This is a genomic window from Methylobacterium sp. P3_A11 (assembly GCF_056403155.1).
The window spans coordinates 14465-34569 of the sequence record NZ_JBFUGA010000063.1 but is presented as its reverse complement, the minus strand read 5'-3'; the positions used below and the strand labels follow the sequence as shown (position 1 = coordinate 34569).

Annotated in this window: 15 protein-coding genes and 1 tRNA gene; 4 read left to right on the top strand and 12 right to left on the bottom strand. The window is 71.3% G+C overall.

Features of this window, described 5'->3' with window-relative positions:
• Both AC1DXK_RS19460 and AC1DXK_RS19455 read right to left on the bottom strand, forming a co-directional pair.
• Nucleotides 1-477 (bottom strand): carboxyl transferase domain-containing protein (locus AC1DXK_RS19460; protein ID WP_477298719.1); only part of this gene is annotated, 477 nt, incomplete at its 3' end.
• A gap of 156 nt (nucleotides 478-633) precedes the next feature.
• A tRNA-Val gene (locus AC1DXK_RS19455) sits at nucleotides 634-708 on the bottom strand.
• Nucleotides 709-926: 218 nt separating this feature from the next.
• On the opposite strand from AC1DXK_RS19455, the gene AC1DXK_RS19450 reads away from it, so the two are divergent.
• Entirely contained in the window at nucleotides 927-1268 is a 342-nt protein-coding gene (locus AC1DXK_RS19450; RefSeq protein ID WP_457103737.1) for an Rdx family protein, read from the top strand.
• A 55-nt stretch (nucleotides 1269-1323) separates the two neighbouring features.
• Nucleotides 1324-3540 (top strand): sensor histidine kinase, encoded by a 2217-nt coding sequence (locus AC1DXK_RS19445; RefSeq protein ID WP_477298717.1) that lies wholly within the window; start codon nucleotides 1324-1326, stop codon nucleotides 3538-3540.
• A gap of 21 nt (nucleotides 3541-3561) precedes the next feature.
• On the opposite strand, the gene AC1DXK_RS19440 is transcribed toward AC1DXK_RS19445, so the two are convergent.
• The 10 genes from AC1DXK_RS19440 to crtD all read right to left on the bottom strand — a co-directional run bounded on the left by AC1DXK_RS19440 (nucleotide 3562) and on the right by crtD (nucleotide 17901).
• The gene (locus tag AC1DXK_RS19440; RefSeq protein ID WP_457103739.1) at nucleotides 3562-4710 is read right to left on the bottom strand and encodes an ABC transporter permease; all 1149 of its coding nucleotides are present in this window, start codon (nucleotides 4708-4710) and stop codon (nucleotides 3562-3564) included.
• An 11-nt stretch (nucleotides 4711-4721) separates the two neighbouring features.
• Nucleotides 4722-5738, bottom strand: a complete 1017-nt coding sequence (locus AC1DXK_RS19435) for an ABC transporter permease (RefSeq protein WP_457103740.1) — start codon at nucleotides 5736-5738, stop codon at nucleotides 4722-4724.
• Nucleotides 5735-7678, bottom strand: coding sequence for an ABC transporter substrate-binding protein (locus AC1DXK_RS19430; protein ID WP_457104054.1), 1944 nt, complete (start codon nucleotides 7676-7678; stop codon nucleotides 5735-5737). Before AC1DXK_RS19430 ends, AC1DXK_RS19435 begins: the two co-directional genes overlap by 4 nt.
• A gap of 146 nt (nucleotides 7679-7824) precedes the next feature.
• On the bottom strand, nucleotides 7825-8691 hold the full coding sequence (locus tag AC1DXK_RS19425; RefSeq protein WP_457103741.1) for a hypothetical protein: 867 nt from the start codon (nucleotides 8689-8691) through the stop codon (nucleotides 7825-7827).
• Complete coding sequence (locus tag AC1DXK_RS19420; RefSeq protein ID WP_457103742.1) at nucleotides 8691-10532, bottom strand: ABC transporter ATP-binding protein; 1842 nt, start codon at nucleotides 10530-10532, stop codon at nucleotides 8691-8693. The genes AC1DXK_RS19425 and AC1DXK_RS19420 overlap by 1 nt, the downstream gene beginning before the upstream one ends.
• A complete protein-coding gene (locus tag AC1DXK_RS19415; RefSeq protein WP_457103743.1) occupies nucleotides 10529-12475 on the bottom strand; it encodes a glycosyltransferase in 1947 nt (648 codons plus the stop codon). Before AC1DXK_RS19415 ends, AC1DXK_RS19420 begins: the two co-directional genes overlap by 4 nt.
• Nucleotides 12463-13743, bottom strand: coding sequence for a glycosyltransferase (locus tag AC1DXK_RS19410; RefSeq protein WP_457103744.1), 1281 nt, complete (start codon nucleotides 13741-13743; stop codon nucleotides 12463-12465). The genes AC1DXK_RS19415 and AC1DXK_RS19410 overlap by 13 nt, the downstream gene beginning before the upstream one ends.
• Nucleotides 13744-13753: 10 nt before the next feature.
• Entirely contained in the window at nucleotides 13754-15004 is a 1251-nt protein-coding gene (locus AC1DXK_RS19405) for a glycosyltransferase family protein (protein ID WP_457104055.1), read from the bottom strand.
• Between the two features lie 504 nt (nucleotides 15005-15508).
• Entirely contained in the window at nucleotides 15509-16369 is an 861-nt protein-coding gene (locus AC1DXK_RS19400; protein WP_457103745.1) for a carotenoid 1,2-hydratase, read from the bottom strand.
• Nucleotides 16366-17901 carry a 1-hydroxycarotenoid 3,4-desaturase CrtD gene (gene crtD / locus AC1DXK_RS19395; protein ID WP_477298714.1) on the bottom strand — a complete coding sequence of 512 codons (1536 nt, stop codon included), beginning with the start codon at nucleotides 17899-17901 and terminating at the stop codon, nucleotides 16366-16368. Before crtD ends, AC1DXK_RS19400 begins: the two co-directional genes overlap by 4 nt.
• Nucleotides 17902-18010: 109 nt before the next feature.
• Between crtD and AC1DXK_RS19390 the strand changes: the two genes are divergently transcribed.
• A complete protein-coding gene (locus tag AC1DXK_RS19390) occupies nucleotides 18011-18880 on the top strand; it encodes a polyprenyl synthetase family protein (protein ID WP_457104056.1) in 870 nt (289 codons plus the stop codon).
• A 29-nt stretch (nucleotides 18881-18909) separates the two neighbouring features.
• On the top strand, nucleotides 18910-20037 hold the full coding sequence (locus AC1DXK_RS19385; protein ID WP_457103747.1) for a methyltransferase: 1128 nt from the start codon (nucleotides 18910-18912) through the stop codon (nucleotides 20035-20037).
• The last annotated feature ends 68 nt before the right edge of the window (nucleotides 20038-20105 follow it).

The window sequence follows — 20105 nt, the reverse complement described above, 5'->3', positions numbered from 1 at the left end:
CTGCGGGATGACGCCCGACGCCATCACGTTCCGGCGGAAGACTTCGCCGTAACCGCCGAGGGCGGCGACGCCCTCCTGGATGCGCGCGCCGCCGGCATCGAAGATGCCGATGATCGGCGCGCGCATCTTCAGCGCCATGTCCTGGACCTTCACGATCTTCTGCGCATGCGCCTCCGACAGGGAGCCGCCGAACACCGTGAAGTCCTTCGAGAAGAGGAAGACCGTGCGGCCGTTGATCGTGCCCCAGCCGGTGACGACGCCGTCGCCGGGGATCTTCTGCTTCTCCATCCCGAAATCGGTGGACCGGTGCTGCACGAACATGTCGAATTCCTCGAACGACCCGTGGTCAAGGAGGAGTTCGATCCGCTCGCGCGCCGTGAGCTTGCCGCGCTTGTGCTGCGCCTCGACGCGCTTCTCGCCGCCGCCCAGCCGCGCCTGCGCCCGGCGCTCCGCGAGCTTGTCGAGGATATCCTTCATGGCTGTTCCCGCCCTTCCCGTGCCCGTGACCTGCGACCCGGATCGGGCCGGGTCCAAGCTTATGCGTTCACCGATCGAGCGCCCTTAGCACGGGCGTTTCGGGTGGCAAACCGACGCGGAGGAAAGCGCGGTCAGACCTTGGGGGGAGGGAGATGATGGTGGACGGTGCAGGGATCGAACCTGCGACCTTTCCCGTGTGAAGGGAACGCACTACCGCTGTGCTAACCGTCCGAACCGGCCTGCCGCCCGGGCAGGGCGCCAAGCGGTCGCCCGCGCTCGGAAGCGTTGCGACCCGGTGGCCGGCCTTCTAGGGCGCCCCGACACGGGACGTCAAGCGCGGTTCGTGAGGTTCCGGCTCGGCAGATGCGGTCAGCATCGCGATTCGCCTTTCGCGGCGATCCCGGTGCCGCACGGTTGACAAGGCCGGCGCCCCGGTGCGCTGTGCGGGCATGCACGAGGGGCCAGCGGGCGCGAAGCCAGGCAGCGACGTGACGGCAGGGGGCGCAGCGGGGTCAGGGCGCCCGCGTGTCGCGATCACCTATTGCACCCAGTGCAACTGGCTGCTGCGCGCGGCCTGGATGGCGCAGGAGCTTCTTTCGACCTTCCGCGACGATCTGGGCGAGGTGGCCCTGGTCCCGGCGGCGGGGGGCATCTTCCGGATCGAGATGGGCGGGGCGCTGCTGTGGGAACGGGTGCGCGACGGTGGCTTCCCGGACGTGAAGGCCCTCAAGCAGCGCGTACGCGACCACCTCGACCCGGCGCGCGATCTCGGCCATATCGACCGGCCATGAAGCGAGGGAACGGCAGGGAGCCCGCGGGGCACCGTGGGCCGGGGACGGGCACCGCTTGAGTCCGGACCATCAAGCCGAGGGCGCAGGCGTCCCGGCGGTGATTCCCGCGCGCCGGTCCTGGCTGTCGCGGCGGCTTCATCGCTTCGGGCGCAACGGCTTCTCGACGCAGGTCTATCTGGTCGCGCTCGTGATCGCGCTGATCGGACCCGGACTGCTGTTCACCAGCATCCTGCTGATGCGCTACGCCTCCGCGGAGCGGGCACGCTTCGAACAGGATGCCCGCGAGAACGTGCGCGGCATCGGCCTCTCCCTCGACCGCGACACCGCCGGCTTGGTCTCGGTGCTGCAGACCCTGGCGACCTCGCCGCGGATCCGGCAGGGCGATTTCGCCGCCTTCGACGCCCAGGCGCGCCTCGTGCGGGAATCGATCGATCTGGACGTGCTGCTCCGCCGGCCTAACGGTCAGGAAGTCGTGAACACCGGCGTCCCCCGCGGTGCGCCGATGCCGATCGTCACGCTCCCCTTCGACCAGGACCTCGCGCGGGGGGCGCAGCGCGCGATGGTGAGCGGCTTCGTGCCGGGTCCGATGCCGGGCGAGGCGACCTACGCGGTCGGCGTCCCGGTCATGGTCGACGGCGAGGTCGGCTACATCCTGAGCTTCACCGTGCCCCTGTCCCGCCTCCAGGGCATCCTGTCCCGCGAAGTCGTCCCGGGCTGGACCACGGGAATCAGCGACCGGGCCGGTATCGTCCTGGCCCGTTTGCCCGACCCCGAGTCGGTGGTCGGCAAAACGCGCCTCGCCAGCCTCCGGCAGGTTCAGTCGGGGACGCCCGGCGTGTGGGAAGGGCAGGATCGGCAGCACAAGCCTGTGGTGGTGATCGAGGCGCGCTCGCGGCTCACGGGCTGGATGGTGGCCACGAGCATTCCCCAGGCCCTGGTCGACGCGCGGGTCCGACGCTGGATCTGGGCCTTCGCCGGGTTCGGCCTCTTGGTACTCGCCACCTCGTCGCTCCTGGCGGTCAATCTCTGGTCGCGGGTCTCCCGCCCGCTCCGGTTGCTGGCCGCCTCCGGGCCGGCCCTGGCCCGGGGCGAGGCGATCCCGCGCGTGTCCTCTCCGGTGCACGAAATTCAGCGGCTCGGCGCGGTCCTGTMAGACGCCTCGCTGCGGCTGCGTACCCGGGAGGAGGAACGCGACCGTGCCCTCGCGGATACGCGGCGCGGTCTGACCGCCCTTAGCGAGAGCGAGGCGCGCTTCCGCCACATGGCCGACTCGGCGCCGGCCCTGATCTGGATGACCGACGAGACAGGGGCGGTCAGCTTCGCGAACCTCCATTTCGAGCACCTGTTCGGGCTGCCCGCCGCCCAGTTCGCCGACGACGGCTGGCACCGGATCGTCCATCCCGACGATCTCGACAGCTTTCGCGACGCTTTCTCGGAGGCGTTCGACGCGCGCATCCCATTCCGGACCGAGGCCCGGGTGATCGACAGGGACGGGACGGTGCGCTGGCTCCAGTGCGAGGGCGTGCCGCGCCTCGACGATGACCAGAACTTCCTCGGCTATACCGGCTGCAACATCGACATTACCGACACCAAGAACGCCGAGGAGCATCTGCTGCTCCTGATCCACGAACTCAACCACCGGGTGAAGAACACCCTGGCCACCGTTCAGTCGATCGCCGCCCAGTCGCTGCGCGGCCTGGAGGGCGCGGAGGCCGACGCCGCGCGCGCCGCCTTCGAGGCGCGCCTCCTGGCCCTCGCCCGCGTCCACGACGTGCTGACCCGCGAAAGCTGGGAGGGCGCGGAACTCTCCGCCGTCGTGGCCGACGCGATCCGGCCGCTGGAATCGGGCGACGGCCGCGCCTCGCGCTTCCGTGTGGTCGGCCCCGCCCTACGGCTGCCGCCGCGGCTTGCCCTCTCGATCGCCATGGCCCTGCACGAACTCGGCACCAACGCGGTCAAGTACGGCGCGCTTTCCGCCGAAGGCGGCGTGGTCGAGATCTCCTGGACGGTGCGACGCGAAGCGGAGACGAGGCTCGCCCTCCGCTGGACCGAGCGCGGCGGGCCGCCGGTCAAGAAGCCGACCCGGACGGGATTCGGCTCGCGTCTGATCGAGCGCAGCCTTGCGCGGGAACTCGCCGGCGAGGTGATCCTGAATTACGAGCCGACCGGCGTCGTCTGCACCATCGACGCGCCGGTGCCGCCCCCGGGCCTGCTGGAACGGAAGGGCGCAGCGGCGCCGACACGAATCGCACCGTTGCCGCTCGCGGGGTAGGCGGCGCCGTCCGCCGCCCGGTCAGTGATACGGATCGGCCGCGTCGCGCAGCCCGTCGCCCATGAAGTTGAAGGCCAGCACCGTCACCAGCACCGGCAGGACCGGCAGGAGCAGCCATGGGTAGAGCTGCACCGCCGCGAGGTTCTGGGCCTCATTGAGCAGCACGCCCCAGCTCGTCACCGGCGGCCGCAGGCCCAGGCCGAGGAAGGAGAGGGCGGTTTCGCCGAGGATCATGGTCGGGATCGACAGGGTCGCCGAGGCGATCAGGTGGCTCATGAAGTTCGGGATCAGGTGCCGGCCGATGACCCGAGCCGGCGAGGCACCCATCAGTTCGGCGGCCTGGACGAAATCCTCCTCCCGCAGCGCCAGCAGCTTGCCGCGGACCGCCCGGGCGAGGCCGGGCCAGTCGAGCAGGCCGAGGATCACCGTGATGCCGAAGAAGATCAGCAGCGGGCTCCAGTTGGGAGGGAGGGCCGCCGACAGGGCGAGCCAGAGCGGCAGTTCCGGCAGGGAGCGCACCACCTCGATCAGGCGCTGAACCCCGGCATCGACGAGGCCGCCGAAATAGCCCGCGATCCCGCCGAAGAAGAGCCCGAGGGTGAAGGAGATCGCCACGCCGACGAGGCCGATGGTCAGCGAGATCCGCGCCCCGTAGACCATGCGGGAGAACACATCGCGCCCGAGCTTGTCGGTACCGAGCAAGAACAGCGTGCCGTTCTCCGGCGGGCAGACGAGGTGCAGGTCGGTCCGGAGGAGCCCCAGCCAGGCGTAGCCGTCGCCGCGGCACAGGAACCGCAGGGGCTGCTGGGCGGCCGTGTCGACCTTGTAGTCCCGACGGAACGTGTCGAGGTCGAGATGCGCCCGGTACGGATAGACGAACGGTCCGACGAACCGGCCGTCATGGAACAGGTGGACGCCCTGGGGCGGCGCGTAGAGGAAATCGCCGTTGCGCCGCGCCTGACCATAGGGGGCCAGCAGTTCGACGAACGGCACCGTGGCGTAGAGCGCGATCAGGATCAGGGCCGAGGCGACGGCGAGGCGGTGGCGCAGGAACTTGCGCAGGATCAGCCGCCACGCGGACGCCGAGGCGACCGGGCTTTCGACTCGGGCGTCCGGCTCGAACGGCGCCGGATCGACGAAATGACTGGCGGCCGGAAGCGCATCGTCCATGGCTGGGCCGCTCATCGCAGGCCCATGCGGATGCGCGGGTCGAGCCAGACCAGGATCAGATCGGAGATCAGCATGCCGACGAGCGTCAGGGCGGCGACGAACATCAGGATGAAGCCGGCCATGAACTGATCCTGGCTGCGCAGGGCGTCGAGGAGCAGCGGCCCGACGGTGGGCAGACTCAGGACGAGCGAGACCAGCACCGAGCCCGAGACGAGATGCGGCAGCAGGTTGCCGATATCCGCCACGAACGGGTTTAGCGACATCCGGAACGGATATTTCAGCAGCGCCTGCAGGGGCGGGAGGCCCTTGGCGCGGGCGGTGACCGTGTAGGGCTTGGCCAACTCGTCCAGCAGGTTGGCACGCATGCGGCGGATCATGGCGGCCGTGCCGCCGAGCCCGATCACCAGGGTCGGCACGATCAGGTGCGCCAGCAGGGAACGGACCTTCTCCCAGGTCCAGGGCTTGTTGGTCAGGGCGGAATCGTAGAGGCCGCCGATCGACAGCCCGAACCAGCGATTGGCGTAGAACAGCAGGATCAGCGCGAGCAGGAAGCCCGGCACCGCGAGGCCGACATAGCCCAGCAGAGTCACGACGGCGTCGCCGAGCGTGTTCCGGTGCGTCGCCGAGTAGATCGCCGCCGGGATGGCCACGAGGTGGACGAACACCACGGCCGTCAGGTTGATCAGCAGCGTCAACCACAGGGCGTCGCCCACGACGTCGGCCACCGGCTTGTCGTACTCGAACGACCAGCCCCAATCGCCCTGGAGCAGGCCCGAGAAACCCACCGACCCAGGCATGACGCCGATCCACATCAGGTATTGCTGCCAGACCGGCCGGTCGAGCCCGTACTGCTGGATCAGCAATTCGGCCTTGGCGACCGAACTGGCGTCGCCGGTGGCGCGCAGCTCCATGATCCGGTTCGTCAGATAGTCGCCCGGGGGCAGCTTGATGATGACGAAGACGAGGGCCGAGATGACCAGCAGCGTCAGCGCCATGGTCACCACGCGGCGGAGGATCTGGCCGATCACCGGGCTTGCGCGCGCGTGTCGGCGCCCTTGCCGTCGCCGCTCGTGTCCCAGAACATCTCGTCGAGGCGCTGCACGCCGATCATCGCGGTGGGTTCCCAGGCATAGAGGGCGCGCTTCGGCAGGTTGATCAGGCGCTCCGCGCCGACGACGGGCTGCAAGGCGCCTGCCACCGTGCCGATCACCCAGGTGTTGCGGGCGTGGTTCATGAGCATCTCGCGCCAGATCGCGGCCTGCCGGCCGGCATCGTCGGTGTCGCGCCATTGCCGGTCGAGGTCGAGGAGCTGCTGCACCTCAGGGATGTCGCAGGGCTCGCCGCTCTTGCCGCGGCTGTCGACGTTCAGGCTCCAGAGCGGCCAGGAATAATGCTCGGCTTGCGCCGGGCTCAGTTCGGTCGGCGGCATGATCGCGGTCGGGACCGCGAGGTCGAGCCCCTGGGCAGCGACCATGACGGTCATGCCGGCTAGGCAGCGGCGATGCAGGTTGGTGCGCTCCTGCGGCTTGGTGATCAGCCGGATGCCGACCTCCCGCCAGAACTCGGTGATGAGGAGGAGCGCGTCGAGCACCATCTCGGCCTCGCCGTCGCTCTCCACCACGATCTCCAGGGGCCGCCCCCCGGGCATGAGCCGGGTTCCCGACCCGTCGCGGCCGGTCAGGCCCACCGCGTCGAGGAGCTTCGCGGCCTGCCCGGGGTCGTAGCCCGCGTTGAGGGTGCGCATCTCCGGCTCGTAAAGCGCGCTCTCGGCGACGATCGTGTCATTGCCCTCGGTGCCCAGCCCGAACAGGAGCGTGTTGTTCAGCGTCCGGCGATCGATGGCGAGGGACAGGGCGTGTCGGTAGCGCACGTCGCGGTTGAGCTGCCGCCAGACGGGATCGAGCGTGGTCAGATTGGGGTAGAGGGCGAATTCCGACCCCCGYGCCACCGGCCACAGGTTGGTGCGGTAGCGATGGCTCGCCTCACCCTCCTTGAGACTCGGGATGTCGGGCATCGCGAGCCCGCGGAACATCAGGTCGGCCTCGCCGGCATTGGTCTTGGCCACGAGCAGGCCCTGCGAGGCGACGTCCATCACGATGGCATCGACATAGGGGAGCTGCGTGCCCGCTGCGTCGACGCGGTGGTAGCTGCGGTTTCGCTCGAACCGGAACCGCGTCGCGGGCGAGCGAGTCCGCGGCACCCAACCCTGCAGCGTCGGGCAGTCCGGATTGTTGAGTTCGTAATTGTCGTCCAGACGGTTGTGCAGTGCCGCCCAGCTGCGCAGCTTGAGGGCCTTGGCCTTCGCGTCGGCGGCGTCCTTGCCGACATAGCGGGCGTGATACGGCTTCAGGTAGTGCGACGGCCGGTAGATCAGCGGGTCCCGCGGCGCGGCGAGCGCCGGCAGGAACATCGGGTTCGGCCGGTCCCAGCTGTAGCGGACGGTGACGGGGTTCAGGAACTCGACCTGGGGCAGCTTGCCCTCCACCCGGAAGAAGGCCGCCGGCCCGTCAGGGCTCAGCGCCTTCTCATTGGCGACGTCCTCCCAGTAGTAGCGGAAGTCCTCCGTGGTGAACGGATGCCCATCGGACCACCGATGGCCCTGGCGCAGCGTGAAGGTGAAGCGACCGCCCTCGACGTCGATCCGCTCCAGCAGGTCGGGCCGGAGGTTCAGGTCGGAATCGTAGCCGACCAGCCGGGTGTAGCCGTAGACCGAGAGGTAGCGCACGTCCCGCGCCTTGGCGATCAGGGTCCGGATCGTGCCGCCCGCCGTGCCGAGGCGACGGCCATGGGCGGCGAGATCCGCCACGAAGGGGGACGCCGGTGGCGCCGGCACCTCGGCGGGCGGCGTGTCGGCGCGGGCCTCCCGTGGCGATCGCGACCAGACCAGGGCCGCTCCCAGACCGGCCACCAGGGCGCGGCGAGAGACTCCCGCGGCGCTGTCGAATCGCGACGTCGCGTGCGCGTACAGGTCGGGCTGCGGACATGTCGTGTCGCTCTCGCGGGCGAGAACCGGCGGTGCGGGCTCGGCAGGATGGAGCGTGGCGGGACCGTCGGCCCTCTCGCTACCGCCCGCCAACGAGGCAGGCGGGACGACGTCGCGGGCGTCCGACCCGCTCACGATTCGCTCCGCAGTGTTACCGAGGTGAGCCGTGCCGGCGAATAGCCGGTCGCCCGATGCAGGTCGTCGAAGGCATGGGACCGGACGATCAGACCGGCCGCCTGCCGCACCAGAGCGTCGTCGGCGGGCTGCTCGAAGTGGCGGCCGTTCCGGGTCCAGCGGATCGGCTCCGGACTCTGCTCGGGGCCGGTGATCATCGCGATGGTCGGATGTGCGGGCCCGCCATGGGCGTGAATCCGGTGCCCGGCCGCGTCGTCGTCGAAGAGCAGCCGGGTCAGGCCTCGGGCCTGCGCCTCCACGACCCGACGCCCCTGGGCGATGTGGTCGTCGAAGAACGCCACCGTCCGGGCGGGATCGAGCATCGACCAGTCGGCCGTCGACCAGTCGGCGGTGCTGTAGCGGGCGCGGGCGTCGCGGTATTGGAGGCCCGACAGGTCCGGGTCGTGGCAGAAGATCGTGGCTTGCGGTCGGGCCTGCCGGATCACCCAGGTGGTGAGCCCGCGAAACACACCGGATTCGATCACGAAGTCCGGCTTCAGCGCCCGCATCGCGACGTAGAGCTGGAGGGCACCATTGAAGCCGCTTCCGCCCCGGCGCTGCCGGACGGGGGCGGTCGGGATGAGGGTCCAGAACGCCCGGACCTGGTCGCGGACGTCCCCGTCCGGCACGAGCCCGGCGGCCGCAAGATCCCTTTCCAGGATGGCAGCCGCAGAGTCGAGGAGCGTCGCCACCTCCCGCGGCGACGTCGGCCGGTGGCTCCAATCGGGAGCGGCCGGGACGAGGTCGTAGCCGAGGCGGTCGAACAGCGGCGACAGCACCTTGCGGCGCAGGCGCTCCAGCATCACGGGCGGACGCGCCTGCATCACGCGGCCTCCGCCGTCTGCGCCCCACCGAACCGCACGCGGTGCCCGGCCTCCACGGCGCGCATCGCGCCGGCCTCGTCCGATGACAGCCTGAAGGGCGCCTCCCAGCGCGCCGGATCGTTCTGATCCCCGGCCACGGCCGCGAAGTCGAGCGGGTGGTCGAGGCTGGGGTCGGGCACGGCGGCGAGCAGCGCTCGCGTGTAGGGATGAACCGGGCGGCGGAACAGCGCGGCGCGGGGTGCCTCCTCGACGATCCGGCCGCGGCACATCACGCTGATCGTATCCGCCATGTAGTCGATCACTGCCAGATTGTGGGAGACGATGAGGTAGGAGAGTCCCAGGGCCGCCTGCAGGTCCTTGAGCAGGTTCAGGATCTGCGCCTGCACCGACACGTCGAGGGCCGAGACCGGCTCGTCGAGCACCAGCAGCCGCGGCTTCGGGGCGAGCGCCCGGGCGATGCCGATGCGCTGCCGCTGGCCGCCCGAGAAGGCGTGCGGGTAGCGCCCGAGGCCGCTGGGCTCCAGGCCGACCATGGCCATCAGGTCGCGGCAGCGCTGACGCCGGTCGGCCGCGGGGACGCCGTGAATCTCCATCGGTTCCGATAGGATCTGCCGGACGGTCATGCGGGGATCGAGGGACGCGTAGGGGTCCTGGAACACGAACTGGACCGTGCGCCGGAAGGCGAACAGGGCATCGCCGCTCAGCGCGTGGACGTCCCGTGGGCCGCTCCCGTCGTCGAACAGGATCCGCCCGGAATCGGGTCGGAGCGCCCGCATGATCATCTTCGAGACCGTGGTCTTGCCCGATCCGGATTCGCCGACGAGACCGAGCGTCTCACCCGCCGCGAGGCTCAGGGAGACGTCCGAGACGGCGTGAACGACCCGCGGCTTCTGCCACATCCGCCCGGACCGCAGGGTGAAGGACTTGCTGACCCCTTCGACCTGCAGCAGCGGTCCGGTCAGCGGCGCAGGGGCCTGACCGGGGGGGATCTCGGCCCGTGCCGGGCGGATCGGCGTCAGTCTCTCGCCGGGCGCCATGTCGAAGCGTGGAACCGCATGGAGGAGCGCCCGGAGATAGGCGTGGCCCGGCGCGCGCATGACCGTCTCGCGCGGCCCCGCCTCGACGAGCCGGCCGCGATACAGGACCGCCACGTCGTGGGCGATGTTGGCCACCACGCCGAGATCGTGGGTGATCAGCAGGATCGCCATCCCGGTCTCGTCCTGGAGGCGGGCGAGGAGGGCGAGGATCTGGGCCTGCGTCGTGACGTCGAGCGCGGTGGTCGGCTCGTCGGCGACCAGCAGGGCGGGCTTGAGGATGAGCGCCATGGCGATCATCGCACGCTGGCGCAGGCCCCCGGACAGCTCGAACGGGTAGGTCCGCAGCGCCCGGTGCGGGTCGGGGAATCCCACCCGGGCGAGCGCCTCCTCGGTGCGGGCGTCCGCCTCCTTACGGTCGGCGCCGGTGTGGATGCGCAGGGCCTCGCCGACTTGGTCGCCCACCGTGTGGAGGGGCGACAGGCAGGTCATCGGCTCCTGGAAGATCATGGCGATGCGCTGGCCGCGGATCTCCCGCATCGCCTCGCTTTCCGCCGGCAGCCGGACGATGTCGGTTTCCTCCCCGCCGTCCCGGAACAGGATCTGGCCGCGGGTGATGCGCGCGGCGGGGGGCAGGATGCGCAGGATCGCCTGCGCGGTCACCGACTTGCCGGAGCCGGATTCGCCCACGAGCGCCAGGGTCCGTCCGCGCAGGATATCGAGGGACAGGCCGTGCAGCGCCTCGAACGGGCCGGATTCCGTGCGGAACGCGACCGCGAGGTCGCGGATGGACAATAGCGGGATCAACCCGTCCTCGCGATCTGTGAAGCCTGAGATCTAGATCTGGCCGGCGCCGTGTCCATCGCGGCGGCGGCGAAGTGCTCGCGAAGATCCAGAACCTGTATTGCCGGATGGTTGCAGAGATGCGCCAGGAGCGCCGCCACGAATGCCCATAGTGCCTCGTCGTGGATGCGGTGATGGGTGAGCAGCCCGAGGGGCCGCCAGGGTGTCCGGAGAAGGTCGGCTGCGAGGGCACCCAGCATGGTCTCCGGATCGCGCAGGGAGCGTGTGCCACGCCAGTCGATCGGATCGAGCGTCGCGTCGAGCCGGCGCAATCCCGGTGTTGCCGGGCCGGGCACGGCCGAGAGGCCGCGATAGCCGAGACCGGGGAGGGCCTCCGCGAGATCGGGCGCGAGACGGTTCCAGGGCGGCACGAAGACCGGGAGCAGGGAGGCTTCCGGCAGGCGCTCCCCGGCGATCCGCAGGCCCGCGGCGGCTTCGGCGAGGCGCGTCTCGAGGGGCCGGTGCGCGCCGAACTCCGCCGGCTTCTGGCCCGGCGGGGCGTAATTCCGGTGGGCCAGCCCGTGGACGGCGACGCTGACACCCTTCGCCGTTTCAAGCCGCCGGGACAGCGAGGGCTCGATGCCGGCCGGGATCGCGGCGAGGAGCAGCGGTATCCCGTGCGTCCCAGTCAGGGCGATCAGGCGATCGAGATCCGGGCTGGCCGCAACGACATCGTCGTCGCGCCAGAACAGCGGGACGCGCAGGCCGCGCGCCGCGACCGCGTCCAGGGCTCGGGTGAGGTCGTCGAAGCCCGGTCCCGGCGCCGGGCTCAGCCGCGCCCGCTTCCCGGCGTGCAGCTCCGCGACGATCGCCACCGTGCGCCGTGCCCCGTCGAGATCGACGCCGTGGGGACCCGGCAACGACGCCGCCGCCTGCGCGGTCACGGCCTTCAGGAGCGTGTCCGCGGTGAGCGCGGATTCCGGCAGCACCCGGGCGAGGCCCCGGGCGGCGAGGTGCTCCGCCCGCAGACGCTGTTCGGTCTCGCCGCCGGCCTCGAAGGGCACCAGCACCGCAGGCGTTCCGGTGGCGAGCAGGTCGGTCGCGGTGTTGTAGCCGCACTGGCTGACCGACAGCGCGGCGCCGGCAAGGAGGGTTCGATACTCCGGTCGGGCACGGCCGAGGACGCCCTCCGCCAGACCGTGGCCGATCGCGGCCAGTGCGGCTTCCGGGACGCCGTGGCCGGCGAGGATCCGCCAGCCGAGGTCCGGTCGCTGGCGGGCGGCCGACGCGGCTTCGCGGAGCAGCGTCAGCCCCGCCGGGCCGGATCCGGCGGCGACCAGCACGCCGGACCGCGGGGAGCGCGAGACGAATTCGGTCCCTTCATCCACGTAGCCGGTATAGCGGATCTTGGCGGCTGCGGCGGCGTCGAGGGGCCAGGACGCATCCAGGGGCACGAGGGCCGGGTCACCGTGCACCAGCACCGCGTCGTAGAGCTTCGCGACTCGGTCATGCGCCTGGGCGATGCGCTCGGGCTTGGTCGAGGCGACGAGGATGTCGCGCACGGAGGCGAGGACGATCGGTCGCGGTCGCGCGGCGTGGGCGGCCTCCACCAGCGCCAGGAACTCGGCAGCCAGGGCTCGCCGGCCGAACGGGAACAGCTCCGTCACCACCACGTCGGGCGCGAAGGTCGCGAAAGCCTCGACCAGGATGGCGCGGCGGCGCGCCAGCAGCGCCGGATCCGCTGGTCGACCGTCCGCCTCCAGCAAGGTCGCGAAGTCCGTGCCGGCGACGCGAAGCGGCGGAAGCTGCACGACGCGCAGCCCGTCATGGCGCACCATCGGGGCCGGCACGCCGCCGGAGACCAGCAGCGTCTCGTGCTGCGCGGCCGCGAAGGCCCGGGCAAGGGCCGCGGCGCGGGTCAGATGCCCGGCGCCGAGGAGATGCGTGACGGCGATCAGGACCCGCACGTCGACAGCTCCGTTTCGTGTGCGGTCGCGACCGGCGCCAAGCCCGCGGACGCGCGCAGCCGGCCTGCGATCAGCGCGACCGCGGCCTCCGCGGAGAAATCCTGTACGAGCCGAGCCCGGGCAGCTTCAGCGAGCCGCTGCCGACGGGCCGGGTCGCCGGCCAGCCCGGTCAGGGCCGTGGCCAGCGCCGCCGGCTCACCCGCGGGGACGAGGATGCCGTGCACGCAATCGGTGATGAATTCCGGCGTGCCCGCGAAGGCGGTGGCGAGGATCGGGAGCGTCTGGCTCGCCGCTTCCATCAGCACGTTCGGCAGGCCGTCGCGGTCGCCGCCCAAGGCGGGCTTCGTGGGCAGGACGAAGAGGTCGGCCGCCCGCATGGCGTCGATCACCGCCGGCTGTGCGAGGGCACCGCGGAAGGCGATCCGCTCCGTCAGGCCGCGGGCGGCGATCTGCGCCTCCAGGGCGGCGCGCAGCTCGCCGCCGCCGATCAGCTCGAGCCGCCAGTGCAGGTCCGCGGGCAGGGCGGCCAGGGCGGCGATCAGGTCGTCATGGCCCTTCTTGGCCACGAGCCGGCCGACGCAGAGGAGCCGGAGGGGGCGGGCCGGATCCGAGCCGTCGCGGGGTTCGCGCCGGGGCGGGGGAGCGGGAAACCGGGCGAGGTCGAGGCCGTGATAGGCGAGGAGGGCGCGGCCCGGCGCGAGGGCATGCAGGCGGGCCAGCCCGTCGCGGGTACATGTCACCCCCCACGTCGCGTCCCGCAACTTCTCGGTCAGCTCCCAATCGGGCGTAGTCCAGATGTCCTTGGCATGGGCCGAGAAGCTCCAGCGACGACCGGTCAGGAGCGCCGCGTAGCGGGCGACGCTCGCCGGCGTATGCAGGAAATGCACATGGATGTGGGTGATGTCGCGGGGCAGTTCCCGGGCCAGGACCAGGGCCTGCCCGAGGCGTCGCAGCCGCGAGAGGGTGGGATCGCGCCGCAGATCCCGGGCGAACAGAGCGAGGAGCGCAGGCAGGCGCGGCCGGCGCAGGGCCGCGAAGAGGCCGCGTAGGACCCGAAGGGGCGCCACGTGAAGGTATTCCGGCAGATAGGCGGCCTCGGCCCGGATCTGCCCGTGTATCGGGTGGCGCGCCCGGTCGGTCGGGCGGCGCAGCGACCAGATTTCCAGCGGAACGCCGCACCGCTCCAGGGCCAGCAGCTCCTGCGCGATGAAAGTCTCGGAGAGCCGCGGATAGCCCTTCAGCACCACGGCGACCCGGTTGGCGCTCACGACCGACCGCTCACGAGAAAGCCGTTAGGCGCGGACGCGCGGCTTCGTCGGCGCCGTCCCGAGCCATCAGCGCCCGGACGCGGCGGGCGACGGCGTCGAGTCCGTCGAGCAAGCCCGGAACCAGGACCCGCGACGGCACCTCCTGCTCCGGCAGGGCGCGCAGCGCCGCGGCCATGCGCTCGGGCGCCCGGCCGTCAGACTCCATCAGCACCCGGGCGAGGCCAAGCCGCTCGGCGGCGAGGGCGCGGATCGCCTGCTCCCGCCGCGGCTCGGTCCGGGGCACGAGGATCGCGCGACGGTCGAAGGACAGGATCTCGCAGAAGGTGTTGTAGCCGCCCATGGCGACGACGCCGGCGGCTTTGCGCATGAGGAACTCGATCTCGCTGTCGAAGGTGATGGCGGCGATCCGGCCGCCGAGCTCGCGAATGCGGGCCGCGAATCCGTCGCGGGTTCCGATGTCCAGAAAGGGCCCGAAGGCGATGAGCGCAGGCAGGGGGATCCCGGGATCGGTCTCGTAGGCGGCGATCACCCAATCGATCACGGCCGCTCCGTCGCCGCCCCCCCCTGGTGTGACGAGAATGAACGGGCCGCAGGCGACCGCCGGCTCCTCGCGGTCGGCGCGGCGCTCCGGAAGGTCCCGGCGCAGATAGCCTGTGTAGATCAAACGCTCGTCGATGCGGGCGGCCATCTCCGGCTCCATCGGCAGGGCTGCCAGGGGCTGGTGGATGTGGCGCAGGCCGTAGACCCAGATCTCGTCGTAGAAGCGCGCCATCGTCTCGGCGGCGCCCTTGCGCTCCCATTCCGGCACGAGGCGATCGGCGTCGTCGAGGACGTCGCGCAGGCCCAGGATCAGGCGAATACCGCGATCCGCCGCTTGCTCGAGGACCGGCAACAGCTCGCCGTGGAACCCGGCCGGCTCCTTGTCGACGATGATCAGGTCGGGTCGGAACGCCCCGCAGGCCTCTTCGATGATCCTGGAGCGCTTCTCGACGGTGCGCGCCAGAGGAGTCGCGCCGTCGAGGCTGGCGTATCCCCCGTCGGCGAATTTGGTGACCGGCGGCAGCCGCACCGTCCGCACGCCCGGCGCGAAGGCGAAGCGGTCGACGACCGGCGAGCCGGAGACGATCATCGCCCGTGCCCCGGGGTTGCACGCCACGATCGCGTTGGCGATCGCCCGCGAGCGGCGCAGATGTCCGAGCCCGAAGGTATCGTGGCTGTAGATCAGGACGCGGGGGGCCGAAAACGCCTCGTCCAGTCGCATCACGGTGACCGCCCCGGTTGACGGCGCAAGGATCGCAGCCGCCGCCCTCTCGCACAAGCCGGGCCGTGCCGCAAACCCACCTGTTGCGGCGGCGGGCGTTTCGGGCCGATCTTCCGGATCCGTAGGGCAACGAGGCCCGGCTTTTCGCCATTACGGACCTCGCCGCCTGACTGTGGATTTCGTTCGGTCCTCCCGACCGTCCTCGTCGAGGGCGCCGGTCCGGAGCCGCGACGGAACCGGTGCGACCACAGGCTCGGCAGCTTTGTCAGCCCGGTTCGGGTGGCGGTACGCGCTCGTCGCCCTCCTGCTGTCGGTGAACCTGCCGGTCTACGATTTCGCGCCCCCCGTTCGGGCGCGGCGCCTGCCAGCGCTAGCCGGATGGCCCCTCATCTTCCCCTTCAGCTTCAACTTGGCGACGTCGGGCTGCGTGGCCCTCAGCGGCCAGCCTTTGCGCGTCGGCCCGGATCGCAGGGGACCATGGTCCGACGCGCTGAGGTGCGCCGCTCACGGCGCCGGCGGCCGCGGCATCCGGAACGGCAGCATGAGCTGCACCAGCGGATTCTGGAACCGGTCGAGCGAAAGGCTCTCGTGCATCGCCCGGACCGGCTCGCCGCCCAGCGTCGAGGCGAGCAGGGAGCGAGCATAGAACGGGGTGTCCTCATACGTCGCGAGCACGCGCGACCGGCCGCCGTCGCTGCGGGTCTCGCGGGGCATCCGCCAGAAGCCTGTCGCCGGCAGTGCGGCGCCGGGCGGCGGACGGATGTCTCGGCGGCTGCCATCGCTGGAGAACCGGAGCGACAGGTTCTGGCCGCCACCGTCGCGGTGCTGCACGTCGTACAGGATGGCGGCCCCGTCCTGCAGGTCCGCCCGGCACCAAGTCCACCGGGAGAAGGCGGCCCCGAGGGGCTCGTCGCCGTCATTCGTGTCGAAGTATCCGCTGCCGCTCCAGCGCAGATTCGGCTTGTCGAAGCTGACCTCGACCCGCGAGGACGGCGCCATCGGCCACCAGCGGTGGCGGCCCGCGCGGTCGAGGTGGAACGGGCCGGCCGTGAACCCGCGGGGCTCCAGGCGTACCGTGCCGCGGACCCGGTGGGGCAGGGGCGACCCGCGCTCGTCGATCCGAACGGTGAGCGCCGTGCCGTCCCAGTGCATGGCGCTCGGTCCGATCGCGATGTGGTCGGCATTCCGTGACAGGCTGGCGGCGCGGCGCTCGGTCATCGCGAAGCGCCTGCGATCGCCGTAGAGCACGACGTTCATCGCGCAATGGGCGAAGGGGTCCTTCTCGGCGCTCCAGCCGTAATAGGGTGAGAACACGCTTCCGATGAAGGCGATGATCGTGAGGCCCTGGCGCCCGTCGTCGCTCACCGCATCGACGTACCACCACGCGTAGCCGCCCCGCGCGACCGGGCCATCGAATCGCGGTCGTCCAGGATCGCTGCCGCCGCTAGCCGCCCAGATTGCGCGGCCATCGGCACGCCCGGGCCGGGATGGATCGAGCCCCCCGCCAGGTAGAGTCCCGGCAGGGCCGTCCGCGACCCCGCGCGCTTGAAGGTCGTCGCCCAGCCCTGCGCCGCCCGACCGTACAGGGCTCCGCTCGTCGCGGGAAACAGGGCGTCGAAGTCCCGCGGTGTCGTCGTCACCGCGGACGAGGTGGAGGCCAGGGTGAGCCCGCAGGCCTCCAGCCGGCGGATCAGGGTCCCTTCGCATCTCTCGATCTCCGGCAGTGTGAGCGGTCGCTCCCGGCCGTCCGCCGGGGCGTTGACGAGCATGAGCAGGCGCTCGGGACCGTCCGGCGACGCGCCCGCCGCATCCCGGTCCTGGGCGCAGACGTAGACGGTCGGATCGTCGGGCAGGCGGCGGTCGCGCAGGATGGTATCGAACTCGGCGCGATAGTCGCGCGAGAAGAACACCGTGTGGTGTGCGAGCGGGAACCCGGTGGCGATCGCCTCCGCGCAGACCGTGACCGCCGAAAGCGAGCGCTCGCCCGGCGCGAGCCGCTCGCCGGCAGCGATCGCCTCGGGGCCGAACAGCCCAGCCCCGAGGGCGGCGCAATCGGCATTGCAGACGACGCGATCGGCCGGAACCACTGTGTCATCCGTCAGGCGCACGCCGACCACACGGCCGCCCGCGACAAGGATCCGCTCCACCTCCGCGTCGTAGCGGAACGTCGCGCCCCGCTCCGCGGCGAGATCGGCCACTGCCCGGGCCAGGCTGCTGAGCCCCCCGGCGACGGTCCAGACCCCGGTCTGCTCCACATGGGCCACGAGCATCAGCGTCGCCGGTGCGGTGAACGGCGAGGCGCCGCAATAGGTGGCATAGCGGCCGAACAGCTGCAGCAGCCGCGGATCGCGGAAATAGGCGCCGAGCGCCGACCAGAGCGTCGTGAAGGGCTGGATCCGCCAGAGGTCGCCGAGGCCCGAGAGCCCGACCCGCTGCGCGAGGCCCGCAGGTCCGGTCCGGCCCTCCCGGATGAACGGCCCCTCGAGGGTCCTGTAGACCTCGGCCGAGCGCGCGCAGAATCGCCGGTAGCCGTCCGCCTCACGGGCGCCCGCGAAGGCCGAGATGGCGGCCGCCGAGGCCTCGATGTCGGCGAAGAGGTCCAGTCGCTCGTCCCGGCTCCAGGCGTGGCGGGCGAGGAGGTGCGCCGGGGCGAGGGCGACGCGCTCATCGAGGCGCGCATCGCATTCGGCGAACAGCTCCTCGAACACCCAGCGCATGGTGAAGACGGTCGGCCCAGCCTCGACGGCCCGCGACCCGACCGGGACAGCCCGCATCTTTCCGCCGGGATGGGGTGCCCGTTCCAGGACCGTCGTGTCGAAACCGGCATGGGCGAGCCGCAGGGCGGCGGCGAGGCCGCCGATCCCGGCTCCGATCACGACGACGCGTTCCTGCGCCACGCTGGCTCCGCCTTCTCCCCCGGAAACGGGATTGATCTGTGGGCGCCAAAGTGTCAATAAGAAATGACACCTGTTGATGACAACAGATCACAACACGGGAGGCGACGCGATGGAGCCCGGTCGACGGATCGAAATGGCGCTGGATCGCGCCGTGGCCTATGCGGAAGCGCCGGGTGCGCCGCCGCTGCTGGCGGAGGCGCTGCGCTACGCGGTGTTCCCCGGCGGTCACCGGATCCGACCCCGCCTGTGCCTGTCGGTGGCCCACGCCTGCGGCGACGACGATCCGGCGGGATCCGAGGCTGCCGCCGCCGCCATCGAACTCCTGCATTGCGCCTCACTGGTCCATGACGATCTGCCGTGCTTCGACGACGCACCGATGCGCCGGCAAAAGCCTTCTGTGCACGTGGCGTTCGGCGAACCGATCGCCGTCCTCACCGGCGACGCGCTCATCGTTCTGGCCTTCGAGACCTTGGCGCGTGCCGCCGGCCAGCATCCGGCGCGACTCGGACGGCTGGTCGGGCTCCTTGGCCGGGCAGCCGGTTCCCCGTCGGGCATCGCGGCGGGCCAAGCCTGGGAATCGGAGGCTCATGTCAGCCTGAGCGACTACCAGCAGGCGAAGACCGGAGCCTTGTTCGCGGCCGCTGCGGTCGCCGGAGCGGCGGCGGCGGGGGCCGAGCCGGAACCCTGGCGCAGGCTCGGCGAGTGCCTCGGCGAGGCCTACCAAGTGGCCGACGACCTGCGGGACGTCGCCTGCCGCCAGGAGGAGATCGGCAAGCCCGCTGGGCGCGACGCGACACTGGGGCGCCCCAACGCCGCCGCGCTGCTCGGCACGGACGGGGCTCTGGACCGCCTGTCCCGACTGACCCGCGAGGCGGTAGCGGCGATCCCGTCCTGTCCCCGTCTGGGCACACTGACCGCCGAGATCGAGGCGCAGGCGCGGCTATTCCTGCCCGCGAGCCTGCGGGCGGTGATGGCCTGAGCGCCGGACCTCTTCCGGACGCCGCGGCGATGCCATCGGCGCCGCTCGCCTGGGCGGACAGGTGGCTCGCGTGGCGCAACCGTCTCGTGGCCAACCCGCGCTTTCAGCGCTGGGCCGCGGGCTTCCCGCTCACCCGCCGCATCGCCCGCCGGAACACCCGTGCGCTGTTCGATCTCTGCGCGGGCTTCGTCTACGCGCAGGTCCTGACCGCCTGCATCCGCCTCGAACTCTTCGCGGTTCTGGCCGATGGCCCCCTGACGGTCGACGAACTGGCGCGGCGGCTCGACCTCCCGCCGGTTAACGCCCGGACCCTGCTGCGGGCGGCCGACTCCCTCGGGCTGCTTCGCACCCTGCCGGGCGACCGATTCGGGCTGGCCGACCTCGGAGCCGCGCTGGTCGGCAATCCCGGCATCGCCGCCATGATCGAGCACCACGCGCTGCTCTACGCCGACCTTTCCGATCCGGTGGCGCTCCTGCGGGGACAGGGCCGGCCGACGCGCCTCTCGGGCTACTGGCCCTACGCCACCGGCGTGACGGGCGATGCGCGCACGGTAGCACCCTATGGCGGCCTGATGGGCGCGTCGCAGGCTCTGATCGCCGAGGACGTGCTCGATGCCTGCGATCTGTCGCGGGTCGTGCACCTGATGGATGTCGGTGGCGGCGAAGGAGCCTTCCTGCAGGCGGTGGCGCGTCGGCACGCGGCCCCGCGCCTTACGCTGTTCGACCTGCCACCGGTGGCGGAGCGCGCCGCCGCCCGCCTCGCTCGGGCCGGCCTCGGCGGCCGGATCGCCTGCCGCGGCGGGGATTTCCACGACGGCCTGCCGCCGGGCGCCGACGCGATCTCCCTGGTCCGAATCGTCCACGACCACGATGACGAGCCCGCCCTCGCGCTGCTCAAGGCCGTCCACGCGGCGCTTCCGCCGGGCGGCACATTGCTGCTTGCCGAGCCCTTGGCGGGCACGCCCGGCGCAGAACCCGTCGGGGACGCGTATTTCGGCTTCTACCTCCTGGCGATGGGGTCCGGCAGGCCGCGACGCGCCGAAGAGCTTCACGCGATGCTCCGCAGTGCAGGTTTCGCGACGACGCATGAGCATCCAACCCGCCGTCCGCTGCTCACGAGAGTGCTTCAAGCCCAAAAAACAGGCGCGGTTTCGTAACTGTCACTTGACGCTGACATATGTCTATCTAGGATGACACATAGCGGTTTCGCCTCGGCGAGAGTCGC